Origin of the sequence: Methylobacterium sp. C1, assembly GCF_001854385.1 — a bacterium.
Classification (GTDB): domain Bacteria; phylum Pseudomonadota; class Alphaproteobacteria; order Rhizobiales; family Beijerinckiaceae; genus Methylobacterium; species Methylobacterium radiotolerans.
Map to the genome: position 1 here is coordinate 666,921 of NZ_CP017640.1, position 14,517 is coordinate 681,437.

At 68.2% G+C, this 14,517-nt stretch carries 12 protein-coding genes; 7 read left to right on the top strand and 5 right to left on the bottom strand.

The genetic code is table 11. The annotated features are described in order from the left end of the window. Positions 1-20 precede the first annotated feature (20 nt). Positions 21-869 carry a hypothetical protein gene (locus BKE41_RS03040; protein ID WP_059407748.1) on the bottom strand — a complete coding sequence of 283 codons (849 nt, stop codon included), beginning with the start codon at positions 867-869 and terminating at the stop codon, positions 21-23. Positions 870-1,398: 529 nt separating this feature from the next. Between BKE41_RS03040 and BKE41_RS03045 the strand changes: the two genes are divergently transcribed. Further along, positions 1,399-2,007, top strand: a complete 609-nt coding sequence (locus BKE41_RS03045) for a recombinase family protein (protein WP_059407746.1) — start codon at positions 1,399-1,401, stop codon at positions 2,005-2,007. Positions 2,008-2,088: 81 nt separating this feature from the next. Here BKE41_RS03045 and BKE41_RS03050 read toward each other — a convergent pair whose 3' ends face one another. Beyond that, on the bottom strand, positions 2,089-3,201 hold the full coding sequence (locus BKE41_RS03050; RefSeq protein ID WP_059407745.1) for a DUF4062 domain-containing protein: 1,113 nt from the start codon (positions 3,199-3,201) through the stop codon (positions 2,089-2,091). A 113-nt stretch (positions 3,202-3,314) separates the two neighbouring features. On the opposite strand from BKE41_RS03050, the gene BKE41_RS30730 reads away from it, so the two are divergent. From BKE41_RS30730 to BKE41_RS03080, 6 genes are all read left to right on the top strand, one after another. Continuing rightward, positions 3,315-3,689 carry a MarR family winged helix-turn-helix transcriptional regulator gene (locus tag BKE41_RS30730; protein WP_059407742.1) on the top strand — a complete coding sequence of 125 codons (375 nt, stop codon included), beginning with the start codon at positions 3,315-3,317 and terminating at the stop codon, positions 3,687-3,689. A gap of 1 nt (position 3,690) precedes the next feature. After that, on the top strand, positions 3,691-4,737 hold the full coding sequence (locus BKE41_RS03060) for a hypothetical protein (protein WP_059407737.1): 1,047 nt from the start codon (positions 3,691-3,693) through the stop codon (positions 4,735-4,737). Between the two features lie 152 nt (positions 4,738-4,889). After that, positions 4,890-6,329 (top strand): hypothetical protein, encoded by a 1,440-nt coding sequence (locus BKE41_RS30735; RefSeq protein WP_059407735.1) that lies wholly within the window; start codon positions 4,890-4,892, stop codon positions 6,327-6,329. An 864-nt stretch (positions 6,330-7,193) separates the two neighbouring features. Next, positions 7,194-9,233 (top strand): hypothetical protein, encoded by a 2,040-nt coding sequence (locus BKE41_RS03070; protein ID WP_059407734.1) that lies wholly within the window; start codon positions 7,194-7,196, stop codon positions 9,231-9,233. A 147-nt stretch (positions 9,234-9,380) separates the two neighbouring features. After that, the gene (locus BKE41_RS03075; RefSeq protein ID WP_059407733.1) at positions 9,381-10,331 is read left to right on the top strand and encodes a hypothetical protein; all 951 of its coding nucleotides are present in this window, start codon (positions 9,381-9,383) and stop codon (positions 10,329-10,331) included. Between the two features lie 246 nt (positions 10,332-10,577). Then, entirely contained in the window at positions 10,578-10,877 is a 300-nt protein-coding gene (locus BKE41_RS03080) for a hypothetical protein (RefSeq protein ID WP_059407730.1), read from the top strand. 580 nt (positions 10,878-11,457) lie between these two features. Here BKE41_RS03080 and BKE41_RS03090 read toward each other — a convergent pair. The 3 genes from BKE41_RS03090 to BKE41_RS03100 all read right to left on the bottom strand — a co-directional run bounded on the left by BKE41_RS03090 (position 11,458) and on the right by BKE41_RS03100 (position 14,435). Next, the gene (locus BKE41_RS03090; RefSeq protein ID WP_245295895.1) at positions 11,458-11,955 is read right to left on the bottom strand and encodes a hypothetical protein; all 498 of its coding nucleotides are present in this window, start codon (positions 11,953-11,955) and stop codon (positions 11,458-11,460) included. Positions 11,956-12,139: 184 nt separating this feature from the next. After that, positions 12,140-12,841: a hypothetical protein gene (locus tag BKE41_RS03095; RefSeq protein ID WP_059407727.1), complete on the bottom strand. Its 702-nt coding sequence runs from the start codon at positions 12,839-12,841 to the stop codon at positions 12,140-12,142. A gap of 10 nt (positions 12,842-12,851) precedes the next feature. Then, complete coding sequence (locus tag BKE41_RS03100; protein WP_059407724.1) at positions 12,852-14,435, bottom strand: AAA family ATPase; 1,584 nt, start codon at positions 14,433-14,435, stop codon at positions 12,852-12,854. Positions 14,436-14,517: the final 82 nt, after the last annotated feature.

Here is a 14,517-nt window from a genome sequence, read left to right on the forward strand (position 1 = left end):
TACGGCAGGCCTCCTTGCTTTCAGCCGGGATGCGGACCCATTCGACGGCGGTCGTGCTCCATCGCGAACACGTGGGCGTAGAGGTTGGCCATCCATCCACGCCCCTCGACCGTCAGGTCCAGGAAGCGGGTCGCATCGCCGATTACCGGCTCGACCTTCGCCCAGAAAAAGACCGGGTAGCGCTCAGCCAGGTCGGCCGGGCTGTCGTAACCCAGTTGGCGGTCGAGCCCGACCTCGGCGAACTCGTGGAAGAGCGCGTTCAGCTTGCGCGGGTAGAGCGGGTCGCCCAACTGCCCGATCAGGTCGGCGGCCCGCATCAGGCCTGCCTCCGTGCCGGTCTCTCGGTGCTCGTCGTCCTGCGGGACCGGGAAGCGGGTCAGCTCGATGGCGCGTATCACCCGTCCCGCATCGACGAGGTCGTGCGTGCCGAAGCGTTCCTTCACCACCAGCTTCGAGCGCTCGATGTGGTGGGGCGCCAGCGCCGCGTCCGAGGCGCCGCGCGGCAGGCTCACGGTCGTGCCCTGGGCGTCGATGACGAAGGCGTCCGCCCGGTCGCCCGAGCAGACGCCGCGCACGTATCCGATGTCATGGTAGAGGGCGGCCACGATCATGTGCAGCCAGTCCTCGGGCGTGACGCCCCGCTGGAGGAAGCGGCCGCGCAGGATGTCCTGGGCGACGAGGGTGACGAGGGTCGTGTGGTCGCCGTCGTGGTAGAGGGCGTCGCTGCCGACGATGCGCTCGATCATGAGCCGCGCGGAGGCCTCGATGATCTCGGCGTACCGCGGCTCTCGGCTGCCGAAGGTGCGCTGGTACGTGAGCGCGAGGTGTTCGCCCAGGGCGTTAGCGACCACTTTCGTCATGTCGAACATGATCGGCACCTAGCGTCCGGGCGGAACGCCGACGTAGCTGGCCTCGCGCCCGCCGGCCATGGATGACCTATGCCTGCATCGGCCAACGGACACCCGCCCAGAGAACCCTAACCATTCAAACCTGCCACAGCGATTGAAGAGCGCCGCTCTCTTGTCCTCCAGAGGCGGCGAGACGCCAGACCGTGAGGGCCATCCCCGGGGTCGTCTTGCCTGTGCCAGGAATTCCGCAAACGACCACGAGCATGTGGCCTCAAGAGCCCTGTCACCTCCGCTTTCAAGGGCTACCGCGTCGGTCGTGAACGACTGCGACGGGGTTTCAGGAGGCCGTCTGCTTTCCCAGAAAACCTCCTCTGAAGCAGCCATTCCGCTTACGGCCACTACCGGTCAGAACGCCTGTCCGTAACGGGATCGTCCAACAGACGCCTGGGATCCGCCGCCGGTGATACGGGCCTCCCGAGCGGGTGACCGTCTCACAAGACCCGTACGCTGATCCTTTCAGTGGCGGGGGGCCAATCGTACACTTCTCGCCATGACGATTCTGATCGGCTATGCCCGATGCTCGACCGACCGGCAGGATCTGGCGGCCCAGCGCGCCGCCCTCGAAGGGCTCGGGGTCGCACCGGAACGGGTCTACACCGACCACGGGCTGACCGGCACGAACAGGGATCGCCCGGGCCTGGCGCAGGCGCTGGCCGCCACCCGGACAGGCGACACCCTCGTGGTCCCCAAGCTCGACCGGCTGGCCCGCTCGGTTCCGGACGCCCGTGCCATCGCCGACGCGCTCGCCGGGCGAGGGATCAAGCTGGCCTTGGGGGCGAGCGTCTACGATCCGGCCGATCCGTTGGGGAAGATGTTCTTCAACATCCTGGCCACCTTCGCCGAGTTCGAGAGCGACCTGATCCGCCTGCCCACCCGCGAGGGGATGGCGATCGCCAGATCCCGGGGAAAACTCAGGGGCAAGAAGCCCAAGCTCACCGAGAAGCAGCAGCGAGAGCTGCGCCGGATGAACGACACGGGAGAATACGCGATCGCCGACCTCGCCGAGCTGTTCTCCGTCTCGCGGCCCACCGTCTACCGAACCCTCGCACGGCAATCGGATGGGATCCCGCGATCCGGGATCCGATCGACGGCCCCGTAGCCTCCGGCGGCTCCGCTCATAGCGCGCACCGGATGTCACTGCGGGCCCAGGGAAGGGACCCTGCGGCCCCACACGCCGACGTCAGTTGGTGTTCGTCCGGTATTCCCGGCGGAGCAACGTCACGAGATCCTCAACTAGGTCGCGCTCGTCATGCTTGATGGCGGCCCGGGTACGCAGGGCCGGCGACAGGGTCACCGGACCCGGCTCCTTGTGGCCGAAACCGTGGCTGACGGAGCCTCTGTTCGCGTTCGCCTCGCTGCGGGTGCGCCAGATCATGTACTGGGCGTCGGCGATCGAGGCCGCCAGGACGACGTGCGTGAGACGCTGGGTCGGATCGATCCGGTCCAGGACCGCCACCGCGTAACGGAGGATCCGCGTCACCAGGTCGGTGACATCCTCCTCGATGACCGCCCCCATCATATCGTCCGAGCGCGGGAGCGGCAGCGTCAACAGCATGTGCCCCTGCGGCATCATCGTCACGGCGGCATCGCGCTCCTGACGGATCACGAGCGCACCGCCCTCGACGACATCCCCGATGCCCTTGCCTCGGTCGAGGATCTGGGTCCTGCCGAAGAGGCTCCACTGCAGCAGCTGCTCCGCCAGGTCGCGATCCTCGATCTGGCTCGGCCGCAGGATCGACTGCTCCGGGCCCATGACGACCGAGATGGACAGGCGTTTCTGGCCGGTCGAGTGGCTTCGGCTATCCTTAGGCAACATGCCAATCGCGCGATCGAGCATTGCTCCTTCGTCGACCGGCCCGGCGGCTTTGGACATCTCGTACTGGTGCACGGCCCGGACGATTTTGCCCCGCAGGTCGTCGGGCCCGCTGAACCCGCCGCGGAACAAACCGCCGCTCCAACCCTGAACCTCTGCCACGAAGGCGGCCTCGTCATCGTCCCGATCGACGCCTTCTTGGACAAAGGCGATCACGGGTCTGGTCTGGCGCGCCTCCCTGTATTCCTCATGCGTGGCCGAGAGGCCGGACTCCTGCTTCGCCCCGTAGGACTTGCCGAGGATCAGCACGACGAGGCCGGCGTGGCGGATTCCTTCGAGGCAGGCGACCTGCGGCGATGCCGGACGTGCGCCGAAATCCTCTGCCATAATGACCCCGTGGCCGAGATCGCCGATCGCGGAGCGGGCCGCGTCGCGGATCGGCTCCAGGCCGGAGATGAGTGAGCTGACAAAGATCTTCATAGGGTGACCGCCTCTGCGTGACGCCCGACGCCACGGGATCATGGACATCGCGCTTGTGTTCGTACTCGTTTTGGTGATATGCACCCAAAAATGGGTAAGAACAAGAGGTTGGTGTGGGCACGCCGTTTGAAGCCGACGATACGCAGCGACTGAGGGACCTGCGCGATGCCATCGCCGCCGCGGGTGACGAGCTGTCGCTGCCGCAGCTCCTGGCGCTACTGACGATCGCGGCGGAGCCGAACCTGTCGGTGAACGACCTGGCGGAGCGGATGGGCGTTCCGCAGCAATCGGCCAGCCGCTTCGTCGCCGTGCTGCTTGGGCGCTACCAGTCTGCATCCGGCGCCGGCCCCAAGGAGCCGCTGATCGACCAGGGCGTCTCCCTGACCGATCCGCGCAAGAGAGCGCTCACGCTGACACCCGCCGGCCGGGATCTCGTCACCAGGATGACGGGCCCCGGGCCTTCAACCCGCCACTCGAAGGGACACTGACATGTCGGCAGCCGACAAGCTCCTCGGCCTCGAACTGAAGAACGGGTGGAAGGTGACGAGGCACCTCCAGCGCGGTCCCGCCGCGACCGGCGGGATGTTCTCGCAGAGCTACATCGCGGAGAAGGGCGCCGCCGTCGGATTCCTGAAGGCGTTCGACTTCTCGCCGGCCCTTCAGCCGGACGTCGACATGGCGAACGAGATCCAGAAGCTCATCGCCTGCTACAACCACGAGCGCGCCATCCTCGATCATTGCCGCGGGCGCAGGCTTTCGAAGGTCGTGATCGCCCTCGACCACGGCGACGTCCAGGTGCCCGGCATGGGCCCCATGGAGGGACGCGTCTTCTACCTCATCTTCGAGATGGCCGAGGGCGACGTCCGGGTGCAGATGGACACCAGCACCGCGTGCGACGCCCTGTGGTGCATGCATGCGCTCAAGGACATCACGCTCGGCCTCTGGCAGGTCCACAAGGAGATGATCGCCCATCAGGACGGCAAGCCGTCGAACGTGCTCGCCTATCCGGGCCCCTCCTTCAAGGTCGCCGATTTCGGGCGGTCCTCGCGGAAGGGCCAGCCGGCCGCCCACGACGACTTCAAGATCGCCGGCGACCGCGGGTATGCCCCGCCCGAGCAGCTGTTCGGCTTCGTGCACCCCGAGTTCACCAACCGCCGGATCGGTTGCGATCTCTACATGCTGGGAAACCTCGCCGCCTTCCTGTTCTCCGGGGTCAACATCACGCCCCTCCTCCTTTCGAAGCTGGATCCGCAGCATCATCCCCGCGCCTGGGGCGGGACCTACGAGCAGGTCCTGCCATACGTGCGGAACGCCTTTTCCGCAGTCCTGGCGGATGTGAGCCCGCTCATCGACGAGCGCGTCCGCGCCGACGTGCTCGGCCTGGTGCGCGAGTTCTGCGACCCGGACCTCCAGCGCCGGGGGCATCCCGACCACCTCGGCCAGTCCACCCAGTTCTCGCTCGAACGGTACGTTTCGAGGATGGACTTGGCTGCGAAGCGGCTCAGCATCCTCATGCGTACCGGGAGGGCCGCATGACGCCGGAATCCCTCGCGACGCAACGTCGTCTCGTCCCACGGTGGAGGAGCCTTGCGCTCACCTTGCGCGCGCGCGAGCTCGGGCTAAGGGGGACCCCGAAGCCGGCGCCCCACCTCTCGCCCGAAATGGTGCAACGTCTCGAACGTTGGCGAATGTTTCCCAGCATCGTCTCCGCATCCGAGCTCGTCGAGATAGCGATCGTCGAATGCCGGGAGGGAGAGGCCCTCAACGCAGCGCGCCGGCTGATTGCCCCCGCCAGCACCGCCGCGCCGCTCGTCAGGGCCCAGGCGGCGGAACTCCTCCGCCGCAACGGCGAGGAGGTGCCCGACAAGCTGGTGCATGCGCGGCCGACCGACGCCACCGCGTGGCGGGACCTGACGAGGCTGCACCCGCACGACGCGCTGGCATGGGTCGAGCTGGCACTTCACCAGACGGTTGCCGGGCGGGACAAGCGGGCGGAGCGATCGATGCGTGTCGCCCTTCAGCTCTCACCCGACAACCGGCACGTGCTGCGTTCGGCGTCGCGGCTGTTCCTGCACATGGGGGACCCAGAGCGCGCGCACGACATCGTGCGAAGGAGTGCCGCGACCCGGGGGGACCCGTGGCTGCTCGCCGCGGAGATCGCCTTGGCCGAGCTTGCCGACCGGGATCCGACCTTCTTCAAGCAAGGCGTCCGCTTCGTCGATGACGGGGGAATGTTCCCCCACCAGATCACCGAGCTCGCGGGCGCGATCGGTACGGCCGACCTCCTCGGCGGTGGAGTGAAGCGATCCAGGCGCATGTTCCGCACGAGCATGGTCGACCCGACCGGCAGCTCGCTGGCGCAGGGTGAGTGGGCGACCCGGCACCTCGGCGTCGATCTCGTCCCGCACGAGCGACTGGACACGGTGTCGGAGGCTCACGAGGCCCAGGCCTTCCATCTCTATCGAAGGGCCCGCTTCGACGACGTCCCGTGCGCCTGCGAGGCTTGGTCCCGTGTCGATCCCTTCTCGCTCCGGCCCTACGAGTTCGGCGCGAGCACGGCCGCTTTCACGGAGGATTTCCCGAAGGCGGAGGAGCTGTCGGCCCGAGGCCTTCAACGCAACTCGGATTCGCCAATCCTGCTGAACGTCCGTGCCTTCGTCATGGCGTCCCAGAACCGTCTGGCCGAGGCCAGCAAGCTCCTGCGCCAGATCGACGCCAAAAAAGCGTCCCCTGCCTTCAGGCACCTGACCGGGGCGAACAACGGAATGGTGGCTTTCCGGTCCGGGGACCTGGCCAAGGGCCGTCAGCTCTACCTGGAGGCCGCGGAAGGTTTCCGAAAAGCACACATGCCCATGCCGAGCGCCCATGCTCGCGTCTTCCTGGCTCGGGAGGCGCACCTAGCCGGCGACCCGGATGCCCCGAAGCTCCTCCTTGAGGCACAAAAGGCCGTCGAGCGCCTTGGCTTTACGGAGGTGTCGTTCACCTTGGAGAAGGTGGAGACGCTGATGGGTATCGCGCCACTGAGCCCCCGCAAGCCGAACCCCGTGCCTCCTCGCCCCGAGCCTCTGCCAACGAAGCCTCGGGTCATCTCGTGGAGCACGCCAGGCTGGACCAGACCGGGATCGTGATCCGCGACCGAGCACAGCAGCGACCCGCTGGCGGCGGCGCCGGTGGATCTTGGTGGCGACGCAGCCCACTGGGGACCGAGCGACGTCCGAAGCTGCCAGACCGGCATCGGCCGTGGTAGCTCTTGGTAGGCCAAGGCTAGGGCTTAAATGGACGTTAATTTCGGAGACCAGAGGCGGATCCTTGCAAGCATACGCATCCGATCGCTGACGAACTCAGTCATCGACGCTCCGAATTTGGCCGACGCAGCGATTGTGTACCAGGGCGAGCCGACGACATTCCAAGATCGTCACCGCGGACGATCACTACGCGCAAGCATTTTCCGCCCGTACGTCGATCTGACCCACTTGACGGTGTAGCCGTCGGCCAAGTGGTCCGAAACCATCCTATTCCGAGGAATAGTGAGCGGTGAAGACCAGTTCGTTTTTGAACTCGGCAACAACCTGACGGGACATCTTCCTTACATATCGGCAGGAAACGTTGTGACCCGACTGCCCCCCCCGGGGGGAGGGGGTGCCCCGGGGGCAGGCTACCCTCGCGGAGGCAGGGGCACCCTCCGCCGACGGCGGCCGTCTACTCCACGCGCGCATGCCCTCGACCCTGTCTCCCCTGACAACGGGGGCGACCGTGCCGGGCGAGGCGTGTCCCGATCCAAGCCACGGCGCGCCCGTCATGCGAGGCGTCCGATTCGCGCGCGCGATGGCCCATGCGTGGGATGGGCGGCCCCCCGCCACGGTGCGCCTCTTAGGAGCGGGCAGGCTCGGTAGTCGGCCGCAGGATGCCCGGTTTGGAGTTGGCCAGCGACGCGCGTACCGTAGCTTCGTCGATGGGTGTGCTGCCCCATCGTCAACTCGATCCGACCCCAGATGATGACGCCCGACGCGCAGACCTCCACCACACCCTGCCAGGCCACCCGAGCCCACCTGCGGGCAGCCCATGTCGCATGGCTGCACCCCAAGGGGTCGATCGGGCGCGCCTGGGTCGGGACGAAGGTTGCCGACGACGACGGCGAGCGCTTCGAGGGCGAGACGCTCGACCCGGCCGATGCCGTCCTGAGGCAGCATGGCGCCGAGGACCGGTACAGCAGCCTCAACCGCTTCTGGGGTCGCCGGCGCACGGGTGAGTGCCTCAAGGCGGTCGGCTCGCTCGTTCTCGACTGGGACTACCAGAAGAACGAGAGCCAACCCTTCTATGGATGGGCGCCCGAGGCCGTGCGCGACCTCCTGATCGAGGCGATGGTCGCCGCCGGGATCCCGCTGCCCTCGATCTGGGTCGCCTCGGGATGCGGCCTGCAGGGGACGTGGGCATGCGACGGCGTGAAGGCTGCCGCGTGGGCGCGTGTGCGCGCAGTCTACGATGCCCTGCATGGGCCGGACCTCGCCACGAACGGCATGCCCAAGGTTCGGCGCAGGCACGCCGACCCCGAGCTCGATGCGATCGAGGCCAAGCGCCTGCCCATGTGGCGCCTGTTCCGCGACGCCGGTCTCGACCGCGTCTGCCGCGACAGCGCCCGCGTCGTGCGGCTCGTCGGGAGCATGAACGTGAAGAGCAGGACTATGGCCCGGCTCATCGCGCCCGCCGCATTTGCGGACGCGACGCGCTACTCGTTCCACGCCCTGGCCGACGCCATCCTGCCCGTGTCCCGGCGCGAGATCGAGGAGCGCCGAAGGGCCCGTGCCGAGGCCCAAACCGCCGCGGCCGCCAACGACAATCCGGCTCCTGCGCGTCCCCGTCGCCATGCCGGTCCGGCCGGTCGGTGGGTCGGGATCCTGCGCGACCTGTACGCGTGGCGGGACGGCATGGGCGGCCCGCCCCAGGGCAGGCGCGAGCTGTGGCTGTTCCTGACCGCGAACGCCACCGCGCACGTCCGGGGCGGACGGCGTGAGGATTGGGCCGCCGAGCTCGCGCCTCTCGCGGGCCTGACCGAGAAGGAGGCGCTCAGCGCCCTCGGGACGCTCGACCGGCGCCAGCGCCGCCACGAGGCTGGCGAGACCGACGAGTTCGAGGGTGTCGAGCAGTCCATCCTGTACAACCACAAGGCCGCGACGATCGTCGACCTTCTTGACATCCAGGTGGAGCAGGCGGAGCGTTTCGGTCTGCGCGCCCTGTTCCCCGGCGGCGGCAAGGCCATGACGCCGGCTGAGCGGCAAGCGGCACGCCGACGTCGCCTCGGGATCGAGAGCGCCTCGGATTCGGCCGATCAACGGCTCGCGATCGGCATGTACGCGATGGGGCAGCGAGCGGCCGGCATGAGCCTCGCCGAGATCTGCGCCTGCCACGACCTGGGCAAGGAGGCGGTCCTCTTCGCCATGCGCCTCGCCTCCGCCGATTACGGGCTCGACGGCGCGATCGATGCCGAGACCTTGAGGGCCGCCCGGGATGCCGAGGCTCTGGAGCGGTCCTCCATCGTGGCCGAGACGCAGTCCGAGGTCCTGGCTAACGCCACCGGGATCGATGAGGCTGTCGAGCCTGTCGGGTTCGCGTCACGCTATATTGTGGGCTCTGCCTCGCGTGAGGCCCGCCCCGCCTCACTGGCGCCCCTGCCGGCTCCCGGAGAGGTCGTGGTCCAGCGCTGGTCGGACTGGTTCGCCACCGTGACCACGGCCAGCGGGACGTGGGAGTGGCACAGGGATGCGGCATGGGACCTCGTCGGGGATCCCGGCTGCGTCGACCCCGCCGATGCGGTGCTTGCCCAGGCGGCTCTCCAGGACCTCTCCAGGCCCATCGTCGGGCCCGCCAGACGGTCTGCCCGGCGAGATGGCGCTCGGGGTCAGTGCCGCCTCGCGCCCCCTTCCAGGGCCGCCCCGCTGCCCCAGCTGGACCTTTCTCGCGAGGCCGAGGCTTACGCGGATGCCTCCGGGGGCTGGACTACGCCTCGCCGCTCCCTGGCGCTTGTGGCAGCCTAGGCGACGCGGTATTGTCGGGACGCCTGGGGTTCGGGCGAGATGCAGCACATCTCGAAGGCATCTCCGGATCGCCGGGGAGGCCTTCATCTATTTCGGGCCCCTGCGTGGCGCTGACCGGGACACGGGCCCCGTGGCAGCCTCCCCGGCATGGCACGCCGCAAGCAATCCTCCTCCGGCTTCAACCTCGACGGCTTCGATGGCGTCGACCTCGCGCTCGACCTCGGCGAGGCGATCGACCGCTGGAGGGATGAGTTCGTCCGAACGGTCGGCATGACCGACCCGAACCGGGGCATGGCCAAGTACAGGCGTGCCGCGGGCTGGGCAGTGGACGAGGTTGCCCGGCAGGCCGTCCTCAACATCCGCTACCGCTTCCACTCGACCATGAAGCGCAGGTCGCCGTGGACCGAATCCGCGGTCGCCTACAAGCGACTGAGCAAGGCGGAGCTGAACGCTCTGGAAAGGGGCGAGCGCAGCCCGGAGGACGTCTACGCCCACTTCTTCGTGAAGGCCAAGCAGTCGGTCTATTTGAAGTATCTCTTCGGCATGGAGCCGAACATCCGCCTTCCCGGCGACGTCGGGCTCGCGCGGAACCGGATCCTCATCCCGTGGTGGGACAACATCACGAAGACGCAGGGCGTCCGCCCCACGAAGGATGGCGGGGTGCCCCGGGCATTCCTGTCCCGGTTGGCGCGCGAGGTCTCGGCCGACCGTTCGCCGAAGCGCTCGGGCACGCAGGGGCGGTGGGGCGTCTACTACGGGGCCATCAAGATCCACGGGCAGGCCCATGAGGGCTACATCGCCCGGCCGCCCCGGGTGCCCGTGACCGAGCAGGACGTCCTCCATCGGGGGCACTCGGCGCTGGACCAGGTCATCCAGACCCGGGGCGGGGACCTGCGCCGGATCGGCCGGAAGCTCAAGGACGTCGACCACCCCAGGGTGCTGTTCCTTGCTGTCGACAAGGCCCTGTATAAGCCCATCTTGCAGAAGCCGTGGGACGAGGCCTGCTCCGATGCCGCCTCGCGCGTGCCCGAGATCATGAGCCAGCAGCTCAACGACAACCTGGCGCACATGATGAAGAAGGGCACCTACCTCCGCTGAGGCTGCCCGGCCGGGACCGACAGCCCCACGACATGGGGAACCCGGGCTATCCGAATACCGCGGTCGGGGGACGCTCGGGGCACAGGAGCGATCCCCGTGCCGCCAGCCCCTACGTCCGTCCCAGCCTCCCCCACATTCGTCAGCCAGCCCCAGCGCGGCAATCCCCGGGGGATCCGCGCCCGGGCCACTGACCACGCCGTCCGGCGCTTCGCCGAGCGTGCCGTCGGGGTCATCGTCGACGAGGGCATGGACGACACCTCGGCGCTGGCCGAGCTCATTCGCCGCGGCGTGAACGTCCGCCGGGTCCGCCAGACCCTCTCGAAGCTCGGTGGCATCGGCGTCGGGAAGCGTGAACGGCTCCGCTCCACGATGGCGGGCGCCAAGGCTGGATGGATCCGGCAGTGCCCCAAGGAAGTCCGGCGCGAGGACGGCCGTATCGTCACGGCGTTCCATCCGCACCTCACGTCTGCGGGAATAGCCGGGCTTGCCGAGCACTTCTGCCGGGGCGCGCAGGCGACCCGCCAGCCCCTCATCCCGGGCGTCTGACCCATTAGAAAATCTGCGCCGGGGCGGCCCCGCGCCGCCCCCGCCGACCGATGCGGCAAAATGATACCGAAGCGTACTTCGCTTCCTTTGCCCTCGATGCCGCCAGCCTCCGCGAGGCCGCCAAGGGCTAGAAGCCCACGAACCCGTCGGGCGTGGTGACCCCGCCGTTGGGCAGGTCATGATGCTCCGGGGCAGGCTTGGGCTGGGCGTCCGGAGCCGCGGGCTCTGGGGGGATCCGGAGTGGATCCCCGATGACGTACCACCGCGACTCCGTTCGGATCCATCCCGGCCCCCTGGCGAGGATCGGGCTGGTCGTGACCGGACCCGGGGGCAGCAGGGGATGCCCGCTGACATAGCCGTGGAGGCACGGCAGGTCCGTGCCCGGGTACGTGGTCTCTACGTAGTCGGACAGGCACGGTGCCTCGGCGAGCGTTCGCGCGTCCGGAATCCACCCCGAGCTCAGCAAGTCGATGTCGCGGCTGGCATCCGCCCGCCGCCGGACGAGGTCACGAAGGGACAGGGGGCGCATGACGATCTCCTCGGCGCCATCATCGGATCGGTTCGTGAGAGGGACTAGCGGTCACCTCGTCGGGCAGGGGGGCGGCCCCTGACGCCGCCGGAAGAGGACCGAGTCGTGGAGCATCGCGCCGCTCGGTAGGATGAGCAGGTCGGTGTCCAGGCTCACTTCCGAGCCGCCGTTCGCGAAGCACGTGGCCGCCGTCACCCGCCCGTGTCGCAACCGGACAGCCTTGCAGTCGAGCCCGTCGATCCCCAGCCCCCGATCATCACCAACGACGATCGCGAAGACGTTCTCTCCGGCGCTCGGGCAGTACAGCCCGGGCGGCGGCAGGAGCCATGTCGTGTCGGCGGCCGCCGGGACGGCGAGGGCGGCCAGGGCAATGGCGAGGGCGACGGCACGCATGACAGGTTCTTCCGAACGGGGGGCGAGGCACCACGCCCGGCCGTCCTGATCGAACCAGGCGGCGGCCGCGGCGGTGAGGATGCTGTCGTCCGGGATGCGGAATCCCGGTTGGCCGAGACGATACGTGAAAGGGATGGCCCCGGCCGGCCGCGGCACGCCTGCGAGCGGGATCCCGCGGGCCCAGGCGTGGACGTCTCGGACCGCGGTCCCGAGGCAGCGAAGGCGGCTGGCCTCGCTCGCCCGGAACCTCACGCCGACGAGCGCAATTTCCGCGACGTGGTCGACGACTCGGCCGCCGTCGCGGACCGACCAACAGCGGCGGGTGAGGTTCCAGTAGACATCAGCCACCCTTCTTGTTCTTGGCCTTGGCCGCCTTGCGCTCCTGTTCGCGTACCTCGTGGCAGGAGTCGCAGAGGATGATGTGCCATCCCCCCGGGCGGTGAATGCCCGGCGCACCGCAATGCTCGCAGACGACGACGGACAGCGTCTCCAGAGCTGAACGGATCAACTCCAGCATTTCGGTATCGACGTTGTTCTTGCCGCTCATGTACCAGCGTAGGCTGGCGAACTTACTCTTGAGCTGCGTTGTCACGATGCCGTTCAGGACACCGTGAAACCGCATGGTAGATGCGCCGGCGCAGGCAAGCTCTTGCCATGGTACGCCAACTTCTACTGTGCCGGATGGAAATAGCTCTCCGTACTCCGCCCACATGCGGTCGCACATGTCGCCATGGTCCTCAGGGACCAGGCCGCCCCCCGGGAGGTACCTGTCTGAACGGATGGCCACGTATCGTTCAGCGATCTGCGTAACGACGTCCATGTGCCGCCGCGTGAAGGCATGAGGCGGCACATCCGAGTACGTCTGGCCGTCGTCCCCGGTGTCCCCCGGCATGGGCGGCTCCAGTCCCGTGCAGGACAGACGAATGAAGGTCTGGCCCTCCGGTGTGGGGTGCTGCACGATGCGCAGCGCGGGTTGGCTGCCGTATAGGAGTTCGAGGTAGCTGCGCAGCTCGCGCGCGGCCCGGCGGGCACGCATGTCCATGGCGGCCTCCTCAGTGCGCGAAGCGACGGTCTGAACGAAGCGCGACGAGATGCTCGACGGCGCGGCGGAGGGGACGGATCGAGCCGCCGCGCCAGGACGAGAGGCTGTCGAGCTCAGCTGCGTCTAGGTCGCCGAGCCACCTGCCGTCCCCCATCTCGGACCTCATCTTTTCGATAATGCCTCTGGCGACGATCGGGAGGTCCTGCCGCCGGGGGCCGGGGATCTCGACGACCGCGAAACGGTCGAGCAGGGGGCCCCGAAGGCTTGCAACGTCGTTGGCAGTGGCAACGAGCGACACACCGCTGATGTCGACGACCCCATCGACCCCAAGATCGAAGAAGCGGCGGCGGGCCGATAGTTCGCCCACGGCGACGATCGCCTCCCTGAGGGATCCATTGTGTCCACCCGTCGCTCCACTCTTGTCCAGTTCGTCGAGGATGACGATGCCATCGCCGGACTGGTTATCGACGAGGAGCTGCGTGAACAGGCTGAGCCGAGCCGTAGACCACTGCTTCGACGTTCCCGAGATCGAGGAGTCCGCGATCCCGGCGCATCCGTAGACGACCGTTGGCACGCCCAGGCCTTCGGCGATGTCCCGCGCAAGCTCGGTCTTTCCCGTTCCGGGCGCTCCGACGAGGAGCAGGTTCGGGACGGCTACGGTGTCCCGCCCAGCGAGCGTACCGAGAATGCGGGCGATCTGCGTCGCGAGCCATGGCCGCCGCGCCACGAGGTGCTCGCCCAGTACGGTGATGTCTGGCATGCGATGCAGCGGAAGGGCCTGGCCGACAAGTGCCCGCGCGGCGCCGGCCGGCTTCTTCGATTCGAGAGCTGTGGGCAGCACGACACGCGTGGGATGCCGCGCGTCCACGAACCCCGGGACAGGGCTGTCGTCCGGGATGACACGAGCATCCGCATACTTATCGTCAGGGGGATCGGCCGCACGGAGCAGCTCCTCCGGCGGGGCGGCCACGCTGGCGATCATCTCCAGGACGCGGCGGGCGGTCGATCGCGTCAGCTGCCAGGACGGGATTAGCTCAAGGTCGATCGGCGGGACGAGGTCGCGCTGGCAGAGCGCCACGCACTGAAGCATCGTGACGGCGATCTCGCGCACGGCGACGGGATCGCTTTGCGCCACGTGTGCGTAGCTGTGCAGTGTGTCGCTCAGCAGCGCGACGGCCCGGGCGGCCGCTTGAGGGTTAGCCAGCATGGCGCCGTAGAGCGTTGCACGGTCGGCGATCTCGCCGCACAGGTCCTCCAGCGCGATGTTCGGATTGAACTTTCCTTCCTGCAGCGCGAGGGCCTCGACTTCCTCGGCATAACGGGGGCACGGCTCGCTCCCGAGCAGCTCCAGGGCGTCCTTGAGCGCATCTGACAGCTGCTTGCCGATGGCCGAGTTCAGGAGGTCTGACGTCCAGCGTCGGGCATCCTCCGTCACTGTCCCGCCCGCCGGCATCGCTCCGGCGAACAGTTGCCCCAGCGTGGGGAATCCGTTCGACGCGTAGACGATGTCGCGCCGGAAATGCTCTTCACTTTCCTTGTAGGCAGCCTGCCGGGCAGCACGCCGGGCAAGGCGCTGGAAGTCGTCGGATGTCATGGGGAGGCTCGCTGGAAACGGAGGGCACGCGCAGACGGGCGCCGAGCAGGGCTCAGGCGGTGCGGGCTATCCGTTTTAAGCA